General features: G+C 61.1%; 20 protein-coding genes. 16 read left to right on the top strand and 4 right to left on the bottom strand.

Annotated elements, in window-relative coordinates; translation table 11 throughout:
- Positions 1–76 precede the first annotated feature (76 nt).
- From NKI22_RS21245 to NKI22_RS21205, 9 genes are all read left to right on the top strand, one after another.
- Positions 77–1,105: an ABC transporter permease gene (locus NKI22_RS21245; RefSeq protein WP_352958834.1), complete on the top strand. Its 1,029-nt coding sequence runs from the start codon at positions 77–79 to the stop codon at positions 1,103–1,105.
- Positions 1,105–2,079, top strand: coding sequence for an ABC transporter permease (locus NKI22_RS21240; RefSeq protein WP_023718540.1), 975 nt, complete (start codon positions 1,105–1,107; stop codon positions 2,077–2,079). The genes NKI22_RS21245 and NKI22_RS21240 overlap by 1 nt, the downstream gene beginning before the upstream one ends.
- Positions 2,069–3,091, top strand: a complete 1,023-nt coding sequence (locus tag NKI22_RS21235; RefSeq protein ID WP_352716113.1) for an ABC transporter ATP-binding protein — start codon at positions 2,069–2,071, stop codon at positions 3,089–3,091. The genes NKI22_RS21240 and NKI22_RS21235 overlap by 11 nt, the downstream gene beginning before the upstream one ends.
- On the top strand, positions 3,088–4,074 hold the full coding sequence (locus NKI22_RS21230) for an ABC transporter ATP-binding protein (protein WP_352639398.1): 987 nt from the start codon (positions 3,088–3,090) through the stop codon (positions 4,072–4,074). Before NKI22_RS21235 ends, NKI22_RS21230 begins: the two co-directional genes overlap by 4 nt.
- Before the next feature lie 345 nt (positions 4,075–4,419).
- The gene (locus NKI22_RS21225) at positions 4,420–5,628 is read left to right on the top strand and encodes an ABC transporter substrate-binding protein (RefSeq protein WP_352937642.1); all 1,209 of its coding nucleotides are present in this window, start codon (positions 4,420–4,422) and stop codon (positions 5,626–5,628) included.
- A gap of 11 nt (positions 5,629–5,639) precedes the next feature.
- Positions 5,640–6,413: an ABC transporter ATP-binding protein gene (locus NKI22_RS21220; RefSeq protein WP_352524838.1), complete on the top strand. Its 774-nt coding sequence runs from the start codon at positions 5,640–5,642 to the stop codon at positions 6,411–6,413.
- On the top strand, positions 6,406–7,116 hold the full coding sequence (locus NKI22_RS21215; protein WP_352494493.1) for an ABC transporter ATP-binding protein: 711 nt from the start codon (positions 6,406–6,408) through the stop codon (positions 7,114–7,116). The genes NKI22_RS21220 and NKI22_RS21215 overlap by 8 nt, the downstream gene beginning before the upstream one ends.
- Before the next feature lie 7 nt (positions 7,117–7,123).
- Positions 7,124–8,011 carry a branched-chain amino acid ABC transporter permease gene (locus tag NKI22_RS21210; protein WP_031193840.1) on the top strand — a complete coding sequence of 296 codons (888 nt, stop codon included), beginning with the start codon at positions 7,124–7,126 and terminating at the stop codon, positions 8,009–8,011.
- Between the two features lies 1 nt (position 8,012).
- On the top strand, positions 8,013–8,990 hold the full coding sequence (locus NKI22_RS21205; RefSeq protein ID WP_352639403.1) for a branched-chain amino acid ABC transporter permease: 978 nt from the start codon (positions 8,013–8,015) through the stop codon (positions 8,988–8,990).
- Between the two features lie 20 nt (positions 8,991–9,010).
- Here the strand turns inward: NKI22_RS21205 and NKI22_RS21200 are convergent, their stop codons facing one another.
- Genes NKI22_RS21200 through NKI22_RS21185 form a run of 4 tightly spaced genes read right to left on the bottom strand, consistent with a single transcriptional unit; the run spans position 9,011 to position 13,037 of the window.
- The gene (locus NKI22_RS21200) at positions 9,011–10,183 is read right to left on the bottom strand and encodes an ABC transporter ATP-binding protein (protein ID WP_352639405.1); all 1,173 of its coding nucleotides are present in this window, start codon (positions 10,181–10,183) and stop codon (positions 9,011–9,013) included.
- On the bottom strand, positions 10,176–11,318 hold the full coding sequence (locus NKI22_RS21195) for an extracellular solute-binding protein (RefSeq protein ID WP_352484610.1): 1,143 nt from the start codon (positions 11,316–11,318) through the stop codon (positions 10,176–10,178). Before NKI22_RS21195 ends, NKI22_RS21200 begins: the two co-directional genes overlap by 8 nt.
- A gap of 22 nt (positions 11,319–11,340) precedes the next feature.
- Positions 11,341–12,162, bottom strand: a complete 822-nt coding sequence (locus tag NKI22_RS21190; protein WP_023718529.1) for an ABC transporter permease — start codon at positions 12,160–12,162, stop codon at positions 11,341–11,343.
- Positions 12,159–13,037, bottom strand: coding sequence for an ABC transporter permease (locus NKI22_RS21185; protein ID WP_023718528.1), 879 nt, complete (start codon positions 13,035–13,037; stop codon positions 12,159–12,161). The genes NKI22_RS21190 and NKI22_RS21185 overlap by 4 nt, the downstream gene beginning before the upstream one ends.
- 247 nt (positions 13,038–13,284) lie before the next feature.
- Here NKI22_RS21185 and NKI22_RS21180 point away from each other — a divergent pair, with 247 nt between their 5' ends.
- The 7 genes from NKI22_RS21180 to NKI22_RS21150 all read left to right on the top strand — a co-directional run bounded on the left by NKI22_RS21180 (position 13,285) and on the right by NKI22_RS21150 (position 20,246).
- Complete coding sequence (locus tag NKI22_RS21180) at positions 13,285–14,211, top strand: ArsR/SmtB family transcription factor (protein WP_352494491.1); 927 nt, start codon at positions 13,285–13,287, stop codon at positions 14,209–14,211.
- 4 nt (positions 14,212–14,215) lie between these two features.
- Complete coding sequence (locus tag NKI22_RS21175) at positions 14,216–14,377, top strand: hypothetical protein (RefSeq protein ID WP_156948152.1); 162 nt, start codon at positions 14,216–14,218, stop codon at positions 14,375–14,377.
- A gap of 18 nt (positions 14,378–14,395) precedes the next feature.
- Positions 14,396–15,907 carry an arabinosylfuranosidase ArfA gene (arfA, locus tag NKI22_RS21170; protein ID WP_352815154.1) on the top strand — a complete coding sequence of 504 codons (1,512 nt, stop codon included), beginning with the start codon at positions 14,396–14,398 and terminating at the stop codon, positions 15,905–15,907.
- 50 nt (positions 15,908–15,957) lie between these two features.
- Entirely contained in the window at positions 15,958–17,049 is a 1,092-nt protein-coding gene (locus tag NKI22_RS21165; RefSeq protein WP_352589459.1) for an ABC transporter ATP-binding protein, read from the top strand.
- Positions 17,050–17,068: 19 nt separating this feature from the next.
- Positions 17,069–17,986, top strand: coding sequence for a carbohydrate ABC transporter permease (locus NKI22_RS21160; RefSeq protein ID WP_051409714.1), 918 nt, complete (start codon positions 17,069–17,071; stop codon positions 17,984–17,986).
- The gene (locus NKI22_RS21155) at positions 17,983–18,831 is read left to right on the top strand and encodes a carbohydrate ABC transporter permease (protein ID WP_352484059.1); all 849 of its coding nucleotides are present in this window, start codon (positions 17,983–17,985) and stop codon (positions 18,829–18,831) included. The genes NKI22_RS21160 and NKI22_RS21155 overlap by 4 nt, the downstream gene beginning before the upstream one ends.
- A gap of 95 nt (positions 18,832–18,926) precedes the next feature.
- Positions 18,927–20,246 (top strand): ABC transporter substrate-binding protein, encoded by a 1,320-nt coding sequence (locus NKI22_RS21150; protein ID WP_352589462.1) that lies wholly within the window; start codon positions 18,927–18,929, stop codon positions 20,244–20,246.
- Positions 20,247–20,396 lie beyond the last annotated feature (150 nt).

Here is a 20,396-nt window from a genome sequence, read left to right as displayed (position 1 = left end):
GGCTCTCCGTCGCATTTCCTTTTCCGGCGGATCAGCGCATCTTTCAGGCCGAGATTTTTCCTAGGCAATCCTGTTCATGGTCAATGTCATTGCGGATCAGCCCGCCATCCCGGTTCGCCGGGCCACCGATGGCCCGTGGCGCACGGCATGGCGCAAGCTGAAAGGCGATCGTTCGGCAATATCGGCATTCGCCGTGCTCGTCGTCGTCGTGATCGCCTCGCTCGCGGCGCCGCTTTATGCGCGGTACGTCTCCGGCACCGATCCATTTGTGACCAATCTCAATGGCGAGGTCGTCGTCGATGGGGTGACCCAGCCGGTGCTGCAGCCCTCCACAGAAGGCCTTGGCCTCGGCATGACGCCGATCGGGCCGACGTGGCGCATCGGTCCCTACCTGCTCGGAGCCGACAACCAGGGCCGCGACGTCGCGGCGCGGCTGCTTTACGGCGGACAGGATTCGCTGTTGATCTCGGGTGCTGCAGTCGCGCTGTGCCTCGTCCTCGCGACGTTTCTGGGGGTCGTCTCCGGGTTCTTCGGTGGCATCGTCGACATCGGCCTGTCGCGCATTCTCGACGTGCTCTGGGCCTTCCCGATTTTCCTGCTGGCGATCTCGCTGTCGATCGTGCTGATTGCGCAGAGTATCCGGATCGGTCCATTCGAAATCCGCTCCGGCAGCCTGTGGCTACCGGTCTTCATCATCGGCATCGTCTATGTGCCCTATGTGGCGCGGCCGATCCGTGGCCATGTCCTGACCTTGATGCATGCCGAATTCGTGACCGCTGCGATCGGCCTGGGCGCGTCGCCCTGGCGCATCCTTTTGCGCGACATCATGCCCAATGTGGTGACCCGGATCATCGTTTTCGTGCCGTTGATCCTGGCGCTCAACATGATGACGGAATCCTCGCTGTCGTTCCTGTCGATCGGCGTGCAGCCGCCGGATGCCAGCTGGGGCACCATCATCCAGGACGGCCAGGGCCTGCTCTATTCGCGGCCGGTCGTTGCACTGGCGCCGGGGCTGGCCATCGTCATCACGGTCCTGGCCCTCAACATTCTGGGCGACAGCGTACGCGACGCGCTCGATCCGAAATCCTCGCCGAGGGGCGTCTAGTGGTTGCCGCGCTCGGCTTCCGGCTTGGCCAGATGGTGCTGGTCATGTTCGGCATAAGTGTCGTTGCTTTCCTGATTTTCTTTGCGACGCCGGGCGCCGATCCGTCGGCGCGCATTGCCGGCCGCAATGCCTCGCAAGAGACGTTGATCCAGGTGCGCCACGATTTCGGTCTCGACCGGCCATTGCCTGTGCAATATGGGCTGATGATGAACCGGCTTTTTGTCAGCCGTGATCTCACCTCCTTCGTCAATCGCGGGCAGCGCGTCATCCCGACCGTGATAAGCGCCATTCCGGTGACGCTGTCGCTGGTAGGCGGCGCGGCAGTGCTGTGGGTGCTGGGTGGACTGATTGTCGGGGTGATCGCAGGCGCAACGCGCGGTACATTCGTTGATCGGGCGCTGATGATCCTGAGCCTGGTCGGCGTGTCGATCCCGGTCTTCTGGCTGGGCGAGGTCGCCAACCTGCTGACACAAAGCCGCTGGCACGACAGCTGGCTGTTTTCCTGGGTTCCTCCGCTCGGCTACATCCCCCTGACCGAGAATCCCTGGGGCTGGTTCAAGGCGCTCGTCATTCCGTGGTTCACGCTGGCAACCCTCTACGTCGGCCTCTATGGACGGGTGCTGCGCGCAAGCCTGATCGAGATGATGCAGGAGGATTTCATCCGCACCGCCCGGGCCAAGGGGATCGGCGAGCGCCGGGTGTTGCTGCATCATGGCCTCAGGACCTCGCTGGTCGCGTTCGTTACCATGTTCGGCCTCGATTTTGGTGCCCTGGTCGGCGGCGGCGCACTGTTGACCGAAGTGGTCTTCGGATTGCAGGGTGTCGGGAAACTGACCTATGAGGCACTGCAGACCCTCGATCTGCCGATGATCCTGGCCACGGTGATTTACGCCGCCTTCTTCGTGGTGATGGCAAACTTCATCGTCGACGTCGTCTTCGTCATCATCGACCCGAGGGCACGCAATGTCGGCTGATGCTCCTCTTCTGGTGGTCAAGGACCTCACCGTCTCCTTCCGCAGCGACGAGGGCCTGGTGCGGGCGGTGGGAGGCGTCTCGTTTGCCGTCGAGCAGCGCGAGATCGTCGGGGTGGTCGGCGAATCCGGTTCGGGCAAAAGCCAGACCTTGCTCGCCATCATGGGGTTGATCAACAGCCCCAACGCTATCGTCTCCGGTTCCATCTGTTTCATGGGACAGGAGCTGATCGGGCTCAGCCGGCGTGCGCTCGATGCCATTCGCGGCCGCCAGATCGCGATGATCTTCCAGGATCCGATGTCGGCGCTCACTCCTGTGCATACGATCGGCAACCAGATCGGCGAGCAGGTGCGCGCGCATGAAAAAGTGTCGGCGAAAGCCGCGCGGGCGCGGGCCGTGCAATTGCTGGATGCGGTCGGCATCGCAAATCCGGATCGGTTCGTCGACAGCTACCCGCACCAGCTTTCCGGCGGCATGCGCCAGCGCGCGGTGATTGCCATGGCACTCTCCTGCAACCCGGCGCTGCTCGTCGCGGATGAACCGACCACAGCCCTCGATGTTACCGTGCAGGCGCAGATCCTCGAACTGATCGGACGATTGCGCGACCAGTTCGGCTCGGCGGTGATCCTGGTCACGCATGATCTTGGCGTCGTTGCCGAAGTCGCGGACCGGGTGCTGGTGATGTATGGCGGACGCTTTGTCGAGGAGGGCGGCAAGAGCAGCGTGTTCCGGGCGCCGCTGCATCCCTACACATGGGGCTTGTTCGGCTCGATCCCGCCGATGGAGGGACCACGTCCGGCCCGGCTTGCCGCTATCCCGGGGATTCCGCCCTCGCTCTCCAACCTGCCGAAAGGCTGCGCCTTCGGCCCCCGGTGTGCCTTTCGCCACGACGCCTGTCTGGTCCAGCTGCCGATCATGCAAGGCGAGAGCCATCGCGCCGCCTGCGTGTTGCCGGAGTCCACGCGCAAACAATTCGCTGTCCAGAAGGCTGGCGGCGTGGAGATGCAACGATGAATGCCGTGCCGCGCCCGCTGCTTCGCGCCGGCGATCTGTCGAAACGTTATAGCGTCGGCCGCTCGATCTTCCCGGCACAGCGCCGGACCGTACATGCGGTCGATAAGGTGTCTCTCGACATCTGGCCCGGGGAAACGCTCGGCATCGTCGGTGAGTCCGGTTGCGGCAAATCCACGCTTGGCCGGTGTCTGGTGCGTCTGACCGAAATCAGCTCGGGGTCGCTGGAATTCGAGGGCCGCGACATCAGCGATGCCTCCCAGCGCCAGCTTCGTCCGTTGCGGCGGCAGATGCAGATGGTCTTTCAGGATCCCAGCGCTTCGCTCAATCCGCGCCGGCGGGTCGGCGATCTGCTGGCCGATCCATTCCGTATCCATGAACGCCTCTCGGCATCGGAAATGGCGGACCGCGTGGCCGACCTTCTGCGCCGGGTCGACTTGTCGCCCCAGCACGCATCGCGCTATCCGCACGAATTCTCCGGCGGCCAGCGCCAGCGTATCGGCATCGCCCGTGCGCTGGCGCTGCGGCCACGGCTGATCGTGGCCGACGAGCCGGTCTCGGCGCTCGACGTGTCGATCCAGGCGCAGATCGTCAATCTGCTCGCCGATCTGCGCGAGGAGTTCAACCTGACCTATGTGTTCATCGCTCACGACCTTTCCGTGGTGCGTCAGATCTCGAGCCGTGTGGCGGTAATGTATCTGGGATCGATCGTGGAGAGTGGGCCGACCGACGAGGTCTTTGCGGCGCCCAGACATCATTACACCGCGGCGCTGCGTTCCGCCGTTCCGATACCCAGCATCGACCGGGCGCGGCGCGGGCGGTTGGTACTCAAGGGCGACCTGCCCAGCCCGATGAACCCACCTTCGGGATGCCGGTTCCACACCCGCTGCCCAGCCGCCACCTCCCTCTGCCGCAGCGAGCGTCCGCTTCTTCAAAGCATCGGCGATGGCCGCCTGGTTGCATGCCATCATCCAGCCGGCGGTTGAGAACACACGTTTCTCGTTCAGCTGCATCATCTGATCACGACCGCTCGGGCCGGGATTTCATCACGGCACGTCGGCTTCAGAGAGATCAGACGCCATCTGGACCCTGCACGATCCGGCCCTATGTTGCGCTTCGACGTCCGCGGCATGGGCACCGCGAGCCTAATACTAAAGTAACTGTTCTCGCGTTGCCGCGCGATGCTACGATTTGAGGGACGGGCATAGGCGGCCGTACAGCGCTGCGATTTTCCGCCGGAGAGGACGGAATATGGGAGGCCACTCTTCGTGCCGCAGCAGGCAGCCGCCGACATGTTGCTCGGTTGTCGACCATAAGGGAGGAAGTCACCAATGAAGATATCGTACCTGGCCTCGGCCGCGCTTCTTGCAGCGACTGCGATGCCTGCCGCAGCCGCCGAGATTTCTGACGGCAAGGTCAAGATCGGCATTCTCAACGACCAGTCGGGCGTCTATGCCGATTTCGGCGGCAAGTGGTCGGTCGAGGCCGCCAAGATGGCGGTCGAGGATTTCGGCGGCAAGGTACAAGGCGCGCCGATCGAGATCGTCAGCGCCGACCACCAGAACAAGCCGGACATCGCCTCCAACATTGCGCGGCAGTGGTATGATACCGAACAGGTCGATTCCATCATGGAACTGACCACCTCCTCGGTGGCGCTGGCCGTCCAGGGGATTTCCAAGGAAAAGAAGAAAATCGACATCGTCACCGGCGCCGCGACCACCGAGCTGACCGGCAAACAATGCTCGCCCTATGGCTTCCACTGGGCCTATGACACGCATTCGCAGGCGGTAGGAACCGGTGGCGCTCTTGTCCAGCAAGGCGGCGACAGCTGGTTCTTCGTCACCGTCGATTATGCATTCGGCTATTCGCTCAAGGAGCAGACCGCCAACTTCGTCGAGAGCCATGGCGGCAAGGTGGTTGGCGAGGTGCGCTATCCGCTCGGCTCGACCGATTATTCATCCTTCCTGCTGCAGGCGCAATCGTCGGGCGCCAAGGTCGTCGGGCTGGCGAACGCCGGCCTCGACACCTCCAACTCGATCAAGCAGGCGGCCGAGTTCGGTATCGTGCAGGGCGGTCAGCGGCTTGCAGCGCTTCTGTTCACGCTGGCCGAGGTGCATGGGCTCGGCCTCGAGGCAGCGCAAGGCGTGGTGCTGACCGAAGGCTTCTACTGGGATCGCGATGACAAGAGCCGCGAGTTCGCCAAGCAGTTTTTCAAGCGCACCAACCGCATGCCGAACATGATCCAGGTCGCCACCTACTCGGCAGTGACGCAGTATCTGAAGGCGATCGACAAGGCCGGCACCGACGCGACTGAAGCTGTCGCCAAGGAATTGCATTCGATGCCGGTGAACGACGTCTTTACGGCGAACGGCAAAGTGCAGTCCGACGGCAACATGGTCCACGATATGTATCTTTATCAGGTCAAGTCGCCGAGCGAGAGCACCAAGGAATGGGACTATTACAAACCCCTTGCCACGATCCCCGGTAACGAGGCGTTCCTGAGCCCCAAGGAAAGCGGCTGTCCTACGGCCAGCGAGTGATTGGCGGGCCGATGGCGCCGCCCGAACCGAATGGGCCGCGGGTGGTGCTTTCCGCCCGGGGCCTGCGGCGCGACTTCGCCGGTTTCGTCGCGGTCAGGAATGTCGATCTCGACCTCTACCATGGCAACATCCACGCGCTGATCGGGCCCAACGGCGCCGGCAAGACCACCGTCTTCAACCTGCTTACCAAGTTCCTGCCGCCGACGAGCGGCAGGATCGAACTGCTCGGCCACGACATCACCCGCACGTCGCCGGCCAAGGTCGCGCGGATGGGCCTGGTGCGCTCGTTCCAGATATCGGCGGTGTTTCCGCATCTCAGCGTGCTCGACAATGTGCGCGTTGCATTGCAGCGGCCGGGCGGGCTCAGCGTTCAGTTCTGGCGCTCGCTGGCAGCGCTCGATCGATTGACGCCGCGCGCCGAGGAGCTTTTGCGGTCTGTCGGCCTCGACGATGCCAAGAACAGGCCCGCCGCCGATCTCTCCTATGGCAGGAAACGCGTGCTCGAGATCGCCACGACGCTGGCCCTCGATCCGAAAGTGCTGCTGCTCGACGAGCCGATGGCCGGCATGGGGCATGAGGATGTGCGCACGGTTTCAGACATCATCCGCTCGGTCGCCAAGGATCGCGCCGTGCTGATGGTCGAGCACAATCTGACTGTTGTAGCCGATCTTTGCGACTGGATAACCGTCATGCAGCGCGGCGAAATCCTTGCCGCCGGCGACTATGCCACGGTCAGTCGCGACGAACGGGTGAGGATCGCCTATATGGGCACCGCCGATGAGTGACGCCGCGCCTCTTCTTGCAGTCCGCGGCCTCAACGCCTGGTATGGCGAAAGCCACGCGCTTCACGGCGTCGATCTGGAGGTCTTTCCAGGTGAAACGGTGACATTGCTGGGCCGCAACGGCGTCGGCAAGACCACGACATTGCGCGCCATCATCGGGCTGATCCGCCAGCGGACCGGCCAGATCGCTTTCGACGGCAAGGATCTGATGCGCCTGCCACTGCACCGGACGGCGCATCAAGGCCTTGGCCTGGTGCCGGAGGAACGCGGCATCTTCGCGACGCTGACGGTGGACGAGAATCTGGTCCTGCCGCCGATCGTAGCCGAGGGCGGCATGAGCGTGGAGGAAATATTCGATCTCTTCCCCAATCTGAAGGAGCGCCGCAACAGCCCCGGCACCAGGCTGTCGGGCGGCGAACAGCAGATGCTGGCGATCGCGCGCATGCTGCGGACCGGCGTGAAAATGCTGCTTCTCGATGAACCGACCGAGGGACTGGCTCCCGTTATCGTGCAGCGCATCGGCGATCTGCTGGCGACGATGAAAAAGCGCGGCATGACAATCCTGCTGGTCGAGCAGAATTTCCGCTTTGCCAGCCGTGTCACCGATCGTTTCTATCTGATGGAGCACGGCAAGGTGGTGTCGGGCTTTCCGGTCGGCGAACTGCCTGATCGCATGACGCTGCTGCATGAAGTGCTGGGTGTATGATGGCGCCATGACGATGATCTTCGGAATACCCGTTCAGGCATTCCTCGGCCAATTGCTGGTCGGCCTCATCAACGGCTCTTTCTACGCCATGTTGAGCCTGGGCCTAGCTGTCATATTCGGCCTGTTGCGCGTGATCAATTTCGCTCACGGCGCGCTCTATATGCTCGGCGCCTTCATCGGCTATCTGCTGCTCACCCGGTTCGGCATCGGCTATTGGCCGGCTCTGATCCTATCGCCGCTGATCGTCGGCGGCTTCGGTGTCGTGGTCGAGCGCCTGGCGCTGTCGCGGCTTTACGATATCGACCCGCTTTACGGTCTACTTTTCACCTTTGGCCTCGCGCTCGTGCTCGAAGGCGTGTTCCGGTACTACTATGGGGTATCGGGAAGTCCTTATTCCGTGCCGCCGCTGCTGTCCGGCGGCACCAATCTCGGCTTCATGTTCCTGCCAAATTACCGCGGCTGGGTGGTGGTCGCCTCGATGATCGTCTGTTTCGGCACCTGGGTGCTGATCGAGAAGACCAAGCTGGGCTCCTATCTGCGCGCGGCAACGGAGAACCCCCGCCTGGTCCAGGCTTTCGGCGTCAACGTGCCGTTGCTGCTGACCCTTACCTACGGCCTCGGCTGCGCTCTTGCCGGTCTCGCCGGCGTTCTCGCCGCGCCGATCTATCAGGTAAGCCCGCTGATGGGATCTGACCTCATCATCGTCGTGTTCGCCGTTGTCGTGGTCGGCGGCATGGGATCGATCCTCGGGGCGATCGTTACCGGTTACATGCTTGGGCTCGCCGAAGGCCTGACCAAGGTTTTCTATCCCGAAGCCTCCAATCTGGTGGTCTTCGTCATCATGGCGATCGTGCTTCTGGTCCGGCCCGCCGGTCTTTTCGGAAGGGACGTCTGAGATGGCCGAACTCTCACTTCGCGAGACGCGCGCCAAAAGTTCGGTATGGCTTGAATGGACGCTGGTGGGGCTCGGCATCCTGGCGCTGCTGGTGGCGCCTTTCTTCGTCTATCCGATCTTCCTGATGAAAATGCTGTGCTTTGCGCTGTTTGCCTGCGCGTTCAACCTTCTGCTCGGCTACACCGGGTTGTTGTCCTTCGGCCATGCGACGTTCTTCGGCGGGGCGGCCTACTTCAGCGCATATGCGGTCAAGGTCTGGGGCTGGCCGCCGGAAGCGGGCATCCTGCTCGGCGTCCTGGGTGCCGCGCTGCTTGGCCTTGTGATGGGCTTCTTTGCCATCCGCCGGCAAGGCATCTATTTCGCCATGATCACGCTGGCGCTGTCGCAGATGTTCTTCTTTTTCTGCGTGCAGGCGCCGTTCACCGGAGGTGAGGACGGCATCCAGGGCGTGCCGCGCGGCAGGCTGTTTGGAATGCTCGACCTGAACGTCTCGATGAACATCTACTATTTCGTTCTGGCGGTCTTCCTGATCGGCGTGTTCGCCATCTGGCGCATCATCAACTCGCCTTTCGGCATGATCCTGCGTTCCATCCGCGAAAACGAGAGCCGGGCGATTTCGCTTGGCTATTCCGTCGCCAACTACAAGCTGGCGGCTTTCGTCATGTCGGCAACATTGGCCGGGCTGGCCGGCGCGCTCAAGGCGATTGTTTTCCAGTTTGCCACGCTCACCGACGTCACCTGGCAGATGTCGGGCGAGGTGATCCTGATGACGCTCCTCGGCGGCATTGGCACCATGGTCGGGCCGATCATCGGCGCCAGTCTGGTCGTCGGCCTGGAAAACACGCTCGCCACCTCGAATTTTCCGGTGACCATCGCCACCGGCCTGACCTTCATGGTCTGTGTGCTGGTTTTCCGGCGCGGTATTGTCGGTGAGGTCTATGCGCGGTTTCTCGGGCCAAAAGGTGACGCGAAAGACTGAAATGGCTCAGCGCCGCCTCGCTACGCGATGCTTACGCCTTGCGCGTCGAGAAGCACGCAGCTCAGCGGGTCGAAGCAGACATCGACCGTTTCGCCCTCACGCAGCGGCTGGCCGTCGATCAGCGTGTTGGCGCGCACCGGCGTGCCAGCGCCGATGTCGATCTCGTAGACCGCATTGCCGCCGAGATAGGAGGTCGAGACTATCCGTCCCGCCAGCCTGTTGGCAGCACCGGCGGTGCCGACGGTAAGCTTCTGCGGGCGAACGACGACGGTGATCGCGCTGCCGGCCGTGAGCGCCTTCGGTGCGGCCGCCTTTACGACATGGCCGCTGGCCAGCGCGATCGTTGCCATGTTGCCGTCCATCGCCGTCACGCTGCCGGGCAGCATGTTGGCCTTACCCAGGAAATTGGCGACGAATGCGGTGGCCGGCTGGTCGTAGACCTGCGCCGGGGAACCGATCTGCTCGATCAGGCCGGCGTTCATCACGACGATGCGGTCGGACATCGACAAGGCTTCTTCCTGGTCGTGCGTCACAAAGATGGCGGTGATGCCCGTCTCCCGCTGGATTTTCTTGATCTCGACGCGCATGTCCTCGCGCATATTGGCGTCGAGCGCCGACAAGGGCTCGTCTAGCAGCAGCACTTCCGGTTCGAAGACGATGGCGCGGGCCAGTGCGATGCGTTGCTGCTGGCCGCCCGAGAGCTGTGACGGCAGCTTTGTCTCACTGCCGGGCAGCCGCACCATATCCAGCGCCTTCTTGACCCGGCGCACGATTTCCGGTTTCGGCACGTTCCGGTATTTCAGCCCGAATGCGACGTTGTCGAAGACGTTCTTGTGTGGAAAGAGCGCGTAGTTCTGGAACACCAGGCCGATGTTGCGCTTGTAGATCGGGATGTCGTCGACGCGCTTTCCGCCGATCGAGATCTGCCCGCTGGTGATATCCACCAGGCCGGCGATCGATCGCAGGATCGTGGTCTTGCCGCATCCGGACGGCCCCAGCAAGGTGACGAAACTGCCCTTGCGGATCGCCAGTGAAAAATCGCGCACGGCGGCGAACTTGCCGTAGAAAATATCGATGTCGCGAAACTCGACCGCAGGCTTTCCTGTCGGCTGGCTTTCGCCCCGAGCGAGCGGGTCGCGATCAGCCCCGGCCGATGCCGGCCGGGGCTGATCGTGGCTGTTATCGTCATGCACCTTTCGACACCCTGTCCCATTGCTTGGTCCAGGCGTCTTCGTTCTTCGCCCAGTAGAGCGGATCGGCGAAGGTCAGCGACTTCATCGATCCGGTCGGGTCGAAGGCCGGAAGCGCTGCGATCTTGTCGGTCAGCTTCACCTTGGTCGGATCAAGCGAGGGTGGATAATTCTGGCCTTCGGCGACAGCGATCGACGTGGCCGGATCCAGCATGAAGTTGATCAGTTCCTCGCATTCGGCCATCGGCGATCCCTTGAGCACCAGCATGTCCTCCATCCATGCGTATGAGCCGGCGGGGTCGAGATAGCCGATCGGTTGGCCCTGCTGCTGCAGGGCGGCGACGCGTCCGGACCAGGCATCGGTAACGACGATTTCGTTGCGCGACAGGAGGTCCATCAATTCCGCGCCGGAACTCCAGAACTTCTTGGCCAGGTCGCGGGTCTCGCGAACCTTGGCCCAGACCGCATCCATGTCCTGGATGTTGTTGGGGTCCTGTTTCGTCTGCAGCGCCGCATACCAGACGCGCGTCGTCATATCGGCGTAGCCGCCGACCTTGCCGGCATATTTCTTGTCGGTAAGCAGGTTGGCGCCCTTTTCCTTGGCTTCCTCCGGCGAGATGACTTTGTTGTTGTAGGCGATGCCGGTGGTGCCGTAATCATATGGCACTGCCGACAGCTTCGGCGTGATCTTGCGGAACGGCTCGATCATGGCGGTCAGCACATTCGCCATGTTCGGAATGTTCGCCTCGTTGATCTCCGAGTTGAAGCCGCCATTGACGTATTTGATGTAGTAGTTGACGCCGGAAGAATGGACGATCTGGAAGTCGCCCGGCTTCGACGTCTTGATCTTGGTGATGATCTCGTTCTCGTCGCCAAAGGTGCCCTGGACGACCTTGACCTTGGACTTGGCGGTGTAGGGCTGGAACGCGTACTTATCGATCGCCTCCTGCACCACGCCGCCCCATCCGTCGAAGCGCACTTCCGAAACCGCGGCCAGCGCGCGTCCCATCCAGGGCATGGAAAGCCCGGTGGCGGCGGCAGCGGCGGCCGTCAGCGTCAGGAATGATCGCCGGCTGATGTCGCCATTGGCATAGCGTTCGTTGAGCCGTTCCAGTCGTTTGGTGGTTGTCAGTTTCATTTTCATTCTCCCATTTTCATTTTCACTTGCCTGCCTTGAACCAGGTGAGGCTTTGCAGGATGAGCCCACCAGCCAAGGGAATGCCGACCGTCAAAAGGATCATGACAGTGCCCAGCGCGTTCACCTCGGGGCTGATCGAGATCTTCAGCATCGAGAGGATTTGCGTCGGCATGGTCTCGACGCCCGCCGGTCGCCAGAACAGGCTGGCCGAGGTGTTGTCGAACGAGATGGTGAAGGCGAGCAGCACGCTGGCAAGCACTGCGGGAATGAGCAGCGGCAGCGTGATCTCGCGGAATGTCGACACACGCGGCGCCCCGAGCGACAGTGCCGCCTCCTCATAGGAACGTTTAATGCCGACCATGCGCGCCTGAACGATCAGCACCACGTAGGGGAGCGTGAGCAGAATGTGGCCGAGCACCAGAAGCGTCATGCTGCGCGGTTGGTCGACGGCTTTGATCATGACCAGCAGGCCGACGCCCAGTATCGTCTCGGGGACCAGCGCGGGAAGAATGACAAGCGTGTTGATCGCCTGCTTGCCACGGAACTCGAAGCGCACCAGCGCCAATGCCGCCATGATGCCGAGCAGCGTCGTCACCGTTGCCGTCACCAGGGCAATCCACATCGATGTCCGGAAGGCATCGAGGACCGGCCCGTTGGTGAGCAGCTTCTCGTACCAGCGCAGGCTGAAGCCGGTGAGGGGAAAGCCGCCAAACATCGAGGCGTTGAAGGAAAGCACGACCGTGGCGAGGATCGGGGCGAACATGAAGACATAGACGCACACCGTGATCGCGCCGGTTAGCCGCCACGCCCATCTGCCTTCGCGATCGGGATGCTCCGCTCTCATGCACTGAGACCCTTCATGATCTGCGACAGGCCCATATAGCGGCTGTAGGCGGCCGCGGCCGCACCGAGCAGAACGAACAGGACGATGGAAAGCGTGGCGCCCATCGGCCAGTTGAGCTGCCCCATGATGGTGTCGTAGATCAGGTTGCCGAACAGCGCGTCGCGGCTTCCCCCGAGCAATTGCGGCGTCACATAGGAGCCGGCCGCCAGCACGAAGCAGAGCAACAGTCCGGCGCCCAGCCCCGGAATCGACAGCGGCAGGGTCACTTCGCGGAACGCCTGTGCGCTGGTGCAGCCCATCGAGCGGGCGGCGGCGATCAAGGTGCGGTCGATGCCCTCCAGGCTGACATAGACGTTCAGGATCATGTAGGGCAGCAGAAAATGCAGCAGCCCCATGATGACGGCGCCCTCGGTGTAGAGCATCGGCAACGGCTCGTTGATGACCCCCAGCCGGATGAGCACGACGTTGATCAGCCCCTGTTCGCCGAGAATATGGATCCACGAGAATGTCCGGATGGTGAAGCTGATCCAGAACGGCACGATGAGCAGCAACAGCAGCAGCCATTTGTGCTTGAAAGTCGTGGCCCAGATGAAATAGGCGGGGAAATAGCCAAGGATCGCGCAGATCACAGCGGTGATGGCGCCGACGCGAACGGTCTTCCAAAGAAAGCCGTGATAGTAGCTGTCGGTGAGGAATTCCTTCCAGTTGTCGAAGGTCAGCACCGCCGACTCCACCCCAGCGGTAACGAAGGTGAAAAACGTGTAGACAGTCATCATCGCGATCGGCAGCAGCAGAAGCAGGGTAAGCAGCAAAAGCACGGGCGCGACGAGGACCCAGGCCAGTCGCTGATCATATAATTTCCACCCTTTGGTCACGACCCGTCCAACCACTTCATGTCCAAGCCGCCATCACCGGGCTCGGCTCCGGACTAGATTGGGCGATCGGCGTTCAGGTGTCCACTCTGCATATGGCTCCTGCACAAATTCTGTGCAGGGCCACCGCGCGACCGTCGCCCTGCTGGATTTAACAAATTGCTCGGGTTCGCCTGCGCATTGATTAAATCAGATATCCCGATATACAGGATAATTTCGGATATAGATTTGGCATGGGCCCGGGCATTTCATGAGTCGCAATTTTCTGGTGATTGAACCTGAGGAAGGCATTGCCGTGCTCAAGGGGCTTGCCTCCTCGGCGCGTATCTCAATGCTGAAACTGCTGCATGAGAAGGGGCCGATGAATGTCAACGAAATCGCCGCCGTGCTGTCGCTGCCGCAGTCGACCGTCTCGACCAACATCCAGGTGCTGGAGGATGCGGGGCTGATCCGCACCGAGAACCTGAAAGCGAAGAAAGGCAGCCAGAAAATCTGTTATCCGACGGCCGAAGAAGTGCTCGTCGTGTTCAAGAGCGAATATCGTGCGGTCAAGAACGACGCGATCGAAGTGTCGATGCCGATCGGGCTTTACACCGGCTTCGAGGTTACCGCGCCCTGCGGCCTTTGTTCGCCGGACGGCATCATCGGCTTGCTCGATGTACCGAACACTTTCCTCGATCCGGATCGTATGAAAGCCGGGCTGTTGTGGTTCACCCGCGGTTTTGTCGAATACCAGTTTCCCAATAATGCCAAGCTCGCCAATGCCGAGATCACCGAGCTCGAAGTGGCGATAGAGCTGTCTTCGGAAGTGCCGGGCACCAGCGCCGATTGGCCCTCGGACATCACGCTGACGATCAATGGCGTCGATGTCGGCACCTGGACGTCGCCGGGGGATTTCGGCGACAAGCGCGGCGTCTTCACGCCGTCCTGGTGGAAACTCAAGGGTTCGCAATACGGCAAGCTCAAGAACTGGCGAATTGCCAATGACGGCACCTATGTCGACGGCCTCAGGATTTCCGAAACCGGCCTCGCCGCACTCGATCTGAAGAGCCATCATTCAATCCGCGTCCGTATCGGCGTCAAGGACGACGCCAAGCGCCCCGGCGGGATCAACATTTTCGGCAAGGGCTTTGGAAATTACGATCAGGACATCCTGCTCCGGATCAAAACTGGTTGATATCATGAAACCGGGTTCTGAAGATAACGCAGCAATTTCAATGAACTGGCTTTCTGCTGAGCCAAAACCTTCGTCTAATTGTCCTACTTTTGGCTATTTTGGCTTGACGAAGAGCTGCCAATTCCTCTTTGATATCGGGCAAGATGATTTAAATCATCGTTTGTGATATCGATGGGAGGAATGCATGAAGGCAGCCGTTACGGCACATCCGCATTATGTTGTCTCGGAAATCGATCCGAGGCTCTACGGATCCTTCATCGAGCATCTCGGGCGGGCAGTTTATACCGGCATCTACGAGCCAGGCCATCCGACGGCGGATGCCAATGGCATGCGTCAGGACGTCATCGATCTCGTCAGAGAACTTAATGTTCCGATCGTCCGCTATCCCGGCGGCAATTTCGTCTCCGCCTACAATTGGGAAGACGGCATCGGCCCCAAGGAAGAGCGCCCGGTGCGGCTCGACCTCGCCTGGCATACGTCGGAAAGCAACGAAGTCGGCCTGCACGAATTTGCCGATTGGTGCACCTCCGCCAACACCGAGATGATGCTTGCCGTCAATCTCGGCTCGCGCGGCCTTGACGAAGCCCGCAACCTTCTGGAGTACGCCAACCATCCCGGCGGCAGTAAATGGAGCGACAAGCGCATCGCCAATGGCCGCAAGGAGCCCTTCGACGTCAAGCTCTGGTGCCTCGGCAATGAAATGGACGGCCCCTGGCAGATCGGCCACAAGACCGCGGACGAGTATGGCCGCTTAGCGCATGAGACGGCCAAGGCAATGCGCGCCTTCTCCAAGTCGCTCGAGTTGGTGGTCTGCGGCTCTTCGAATGCCAAGATGCCGACCTACCCTGAATGGGAAGCGACGGTTCTCGACCATACCTACAACGAGGTCGACTACATCTCGCTGCACATGTATTTCGACAACGAAGCCAACGACGCTTCGAACTATCTCGCCATGAGCGAAAAGCTCGACGACTACATTGTCTCGGTCGCCGGCGTCATCGACTATATCAAGGCCAAGAAGCGCTCCAACAAGCAGGTCTACATCTCGTTCGACGAATGGAACGTCTGGTACCATTCCAAGGAGCAGGACAAGAAAATCCTCGGCGGCAGCGACGGCTGGCCATTCGCCCCGCCGTTGCTCGAAGACATCTATAATTTCGAGGATGTGCTGCAGGTCGGCCTGATCCTCAACACCTTCATCCGCCGTTCCGATGTCGTCAAGATCGCCTGCCTGGCACAACTGGTCAACGTCATCGCGCCGATCATGACCGTTCCGAATGGCCCGGCATGGCGGCAGACGATTTTTTATCCCTATCTGTTTGCTTCTAACTACGGCCGCGGCAATGCGCTGGATCTCAAGGTGGAAAGCCCGACCTATAAATCCACCGTTGCGGGCGACGTCGCCTACGTCGACATTGCCGGCGTGCACGACACGAAGACCGGCCACGTCACCTTCTTCGCCGTCAACCGCCATTCGAGCGAGGCAATCGAAACAGTGGTCGACCTCACCGGCTTCGGCGAAGCGGAAATCGTCGATCACCGGGTCGTGGCGCACGCCGATCTGAAAGCCGTCAATTCGGCCGAGAACCCAGGCAATGTCGGCCCAAGGAAGGGTGAGGGCGCCTCACTCGCCGGCGGCAAGCTGAGCCTGTCGCTGCCGGCCTATTCCTACCAGGTCATTCGCCTGAGGCTCTGAGTTCAGGCGGATCATCGAGACAAGCGCAAGCGCTGAGGAGGAGCGTCGACGTGACGGCCGATATCGAGATCAGAAACGTGAGCAAGCAGTTCGGTGCCATGACGGTGCTGGATCATCTGTCGCTCTCCATAAGGGCACGCGAATTCATCGTGTTCCTGGGGCCGTCCGGTTGCGGAAAATCGACGCTTCTTCGAATGATTGCCGGTCTCGAAGCTGTCGATAGCGGCGAGATTGCCATCAACAATGAGCGCATCGATCATCTGCCGCCGGGCAAGCGCGGCATTGCCATGGTGTTCCAGTCCTATGCGCTTTATCCGCATATGACGGTGCGCGCCAACATGGCCTTCGGGCTTGCGAATATCGGCGTTCCAGGCAAGGTCATCGAGGCGCGCATCAACGAAGCCGCCCGCATCCTCGAAATGCCGCATTTGCTCGATCGCAAGCCGGGCCAGCTCTCCGGCGGTCAGCGCCAGCGCGTCGCCATCGGCCGTGCGATCGTCAAGGAGCCGAAGGCGTTCCTGTTCGACGAGCCGCTCTCCAATCTCGATGCGGCGTTGCGCACCCGCACCCGCATCGAACTTGCCCAGCTTCATCAGCGCCTGCAGTCGACGATGATCTTCGTCACCCACGACCAGGTCGAGGCAATGACGCTCGCCGACCGCATCGTCGTCATGAACAATCGCAAGATCGATCAGATCGGCACTCCGATGGAGATCTACGAGCGTCCGGCGACCAAATTCGTCGCAGGGTTCGTCGGTGCGCCGGCGATGAACTTCGTTGATGCGACGCTCAACAAATCCGGCGAGAACGCCACGGCCAGGTTTGCGGACGGCATCTCGGTGCAGACCGAGATCGCCTCCAGCCAATTGACCGATGGCAAGTACACTTTCGGCATCCGTTCGGAAGACGTCCGTATCGTTGCCGCCGGACAGGGCAATGCCGATGGCGTGGTCGATGTGCTCGAGCGGCTCGGCGAACGCACCCTGATCTACGCGCGGCTGGGCGATGGCCAGCAGATAGTCGGTTCCGATGCCGGCAACAGTCGCGTCGCCGTCGGCGACAGGATCGGGCTCGCCTTCGACGGCCAGAAATCGCATCTGTTCAATGAGACCGGCCGCGCCTGGCATGCGAGGGAGGCCTGAGATGGTTGACCGGCTGGCGATGTCCCCGACCGCGACGCTTGCTGTCGGCGCCAGAACGCCGACCGCCGACATCTATGCGCCGCAATGGCGAAACTTCATTTTCGTTGCGCCATTCTTGTTCTTCTTCACGACGCTGCTGCTCTTCCCGCTGCTCTGGGGGATGTGGCTGAGTTTCCACAAGGCCGACACGTTCTCGTCCGGAAATTTTGTCGGTTTCGGCAATTACGTCAGGCTGTATCACGACAAGGTCTTCCTGCAATCGATCTGGAACACCTTCTACTTCGTGCTGCTGACGGTGCCGACGCTGGCGCTGATCGGTCTTTTCCTGGCGCTTTGCCTCAATCGCCGGACGCGCACTGCTGCGGTTTTGCGGACGCTGTTCTTTTCCTCGTCGGTGCTGTCGGTCACCATCGTCACGCTGATCTGGCGCATCGTCTTCATTCCGAATGTCGGCCTGTTGTCGACGATCTACGGATGGTTCGGCGCGACCGCGCCGGCTTTCATTTCCGATCCCAACCTGGCGATGGTCGGCATCGCCATTGCCACCATCTGGTGGTGCATCGGCCTGCCGATGATGCTCTTTCTCTCGGCGCTCCAGCAGATTCCGCAGGATATCTACGAGGCGGCGGCGCTGGACAATGCCAATCGCTGGCAGACGCTACGCTCGATCACGCTGCCGTCGATCAAGCGGACCTTCATCCTGGTGATCATTATCCAGATCGTGCTGCAATTCCAGCTGTTCGGCCAGGCTTGGCTGATGACGCGGGGCGGTCCGAACAACCTGACCAAGCCGATCGTGCTCTACATCTACGACACCGCATTCCGCCGCTGGGATCTCGGCCTGGGCGCCGCTGCATCGGAAATCCTGTTCATCCTCATCCTGATCGCGGCCATGGCCCAGTACCTGGTGACACGCAGCAGGGGAGACCAGGCATGAGCGCTCCAGCCGCTTCCATCAAGGGACGGGCATTTGGCGACCATTTGTTATTGGCCCTGGTCCTCCTGCTTTCGATCGTCATGATCGCGCCGGTTCTGTGGGTCATCGGCCTGTCACTCAAGGACAATGCGGAGCTGATGGCAGATCCGAATTCGGTGTTTCACGCGCCCTATACGCTGAAGAACTACATCAACACGGTCGGCACCTCGTCGGTGTTCATCTGGGTGCGCAACAGCATCATCGTCTCGGGCGGATTGACGCTCGGCACCTTGATCCTGTCGTCGCTCGCCGGCTACGGCTTTGCACGGCTGAATTTCCCCGGCCGAGACGTGCTGTTCGTGATCGTGCTGTTCGGCCTGGCGGTCCCGGAGCAGGCCGTGCTCGTCGCCCGTCACCAGATCTTCAGCATGCTGAAGTTCCACAACACCTATCAAGGGCTCATTCTGCCGGGCCTTTCGGCTCCGTTCGGCGTCTTCCTGATGACCCAGTATTTCAAAGCCATCCCGAAGGAGTTGGACGAAGCCGCCATGCTCGATAACGCCAGCCGGCTCAGGATTTTCTGGAAGGTGCTTCTGCCGCTCACGCTGCCTGCGCAGGCAACGCTCGGCATCTTTACCTTTCTCGGCGCGTGGAACGATTATTTCTGGCCGCTGATTTCGGCAACGAGGAAGGACATGTTCACGCTGACGGTCGGCATGGCCTCGACGCAGACCAACTTCGCCCAGTCCGAAGGCATCGGCTTCCTGATGGCGCAGGCGGTGTTTGCCGGTGCACCGATCCTGATCGTCTACCTGTTTTTCCAGAAATACATCGTCACGGCGGTCTCCGGCGCTGCGGTGAGATAACGAAGATTGCCTGACGGCCGGGGGGAATGCGCAGCGATTGAAGCACGAAGGCCAATCCAGGGTGGAGCGGCGGAAACTCAGTAGGAGGAACTGATATGAAACTGAAGAAAATGCTGTTTGCCGCAGTCTCTGCGGGCGCAATGATGCTCGCAAATCCAAGCTTCGCGGCCACGGAACTGAGCGTGCAGCGCTTTTTCGGCGCCTGCGATGCCGATTTCGGCACCAACACCGATCCCACCAAAGCCGTTGGCGAATGCGGAATCATCACCTCGCTGATCAACAAGTTCAACGCCGACAATCCCGATGTCCACGTCAACGTCACCACCGTGGAATGGCCCGGCTACGATCAGCTGACCGCGCAGTTCGCTTCAGGCGACGCTCCGGACATCGTCACGATCCATGAATCCGTACTGTCGGATTATCAGTCGAAGGGCCTGTTGATGCCGCTCGACGATCTCTTGAAGTCAGTCGGCGTGACACCCGACGCCTTCACCGACGCGGCGCGCAATGGCGCCACCAAAGACAGCAAGATCTATGGCCTGCCGATCGACAGCTGGACGATGCTCTATCATGTCAACATGGATCTTTTCAAACAAGCCGGCCTCGTCAGTGCCGACGGCACGCCGATTTTTCCAAAGTCGCCCGAGGAACTGCTCGCCCAGGCCGAACAGTTCAAGCAGAAGACGGGCAAGCCTTATTTCGTCCAGAACCTGACCAATGAGACTGCGCTCTACACACGCAATCTCTACACTTATCTTTTCCAGCAGGATTCCGATTTCTTTGCCGATCCGAAGCATGTGAAGTTGAATACGCCGGAAGCCAAGAAGGTCGTCGAGATGTACAAGGCGATCTTCGAGAAGGGCTACACCACCAAGGACCTCGATTATGGCGGCTCGATCAATGCCTTCCTTGCCGGCGAGGGTGGCGTCCACCTCAACGGCACCTGGGTGGTCGGCGATTACAACGCCCAGTCCGAAACCAAGGGTACGGCGCTCAACAAGGGCGGCTATGCGGTTTATCCGTATCCGCAGCTGTTTGGCGGCACCCACGCGCAATATGCCGACGGCCACACCTGGGCCGTGTCGCAGAAAGACCGCACGCCCGAACAGATCGCGGCCATCGGCAAATTCCTGAAGTTCTTCGCCGACAACGACTTTGAGTGGTCGCGCACCGGTCACCTGCCCGCCTACAAGGCCGTCATCACCTCGGATGCCTTCAAGGTCCTGCCGCATCGCAACACGATCTCTGCGGTCGCCGACCTCGGCAAGCCGCTGCCGTCGGCCGTACAGCGCCAGTTTGCGATCCAGGACATTATCGGCGAAGAGATGAGTGCAGCAATCAGTGGCCAGAAGGACGTCGACACCGCCCTTGCCGACATGGAAAGCCGCGTCAACGAATTGCTCGCCAACATTTGACCACGGGTTTCGAAAGGCCCTCCCAAGGCGCCCCCGCGGCTGGAAACGGATAGTGTCCTGAAGGTTCTGCAAAAAGTTTTGGAGAGAGAACGGCGCTTGCTCTGAAGGGCGAGCGGCCATGGCACGGTGGTGACGTTGCAATCACCGATT

The organism is Mesorhizobium sp. M0778 (genome assembly GCF_040320105.1).
GTDB lineage: Bacteria > Pseudomonadota > Alphaproteobacteria > Rhizobiales > Rhizobiaceae > Mesorhizobium.
This window is presented reverse-complemented; position numbering and strand designations above follow the sequence as displayed.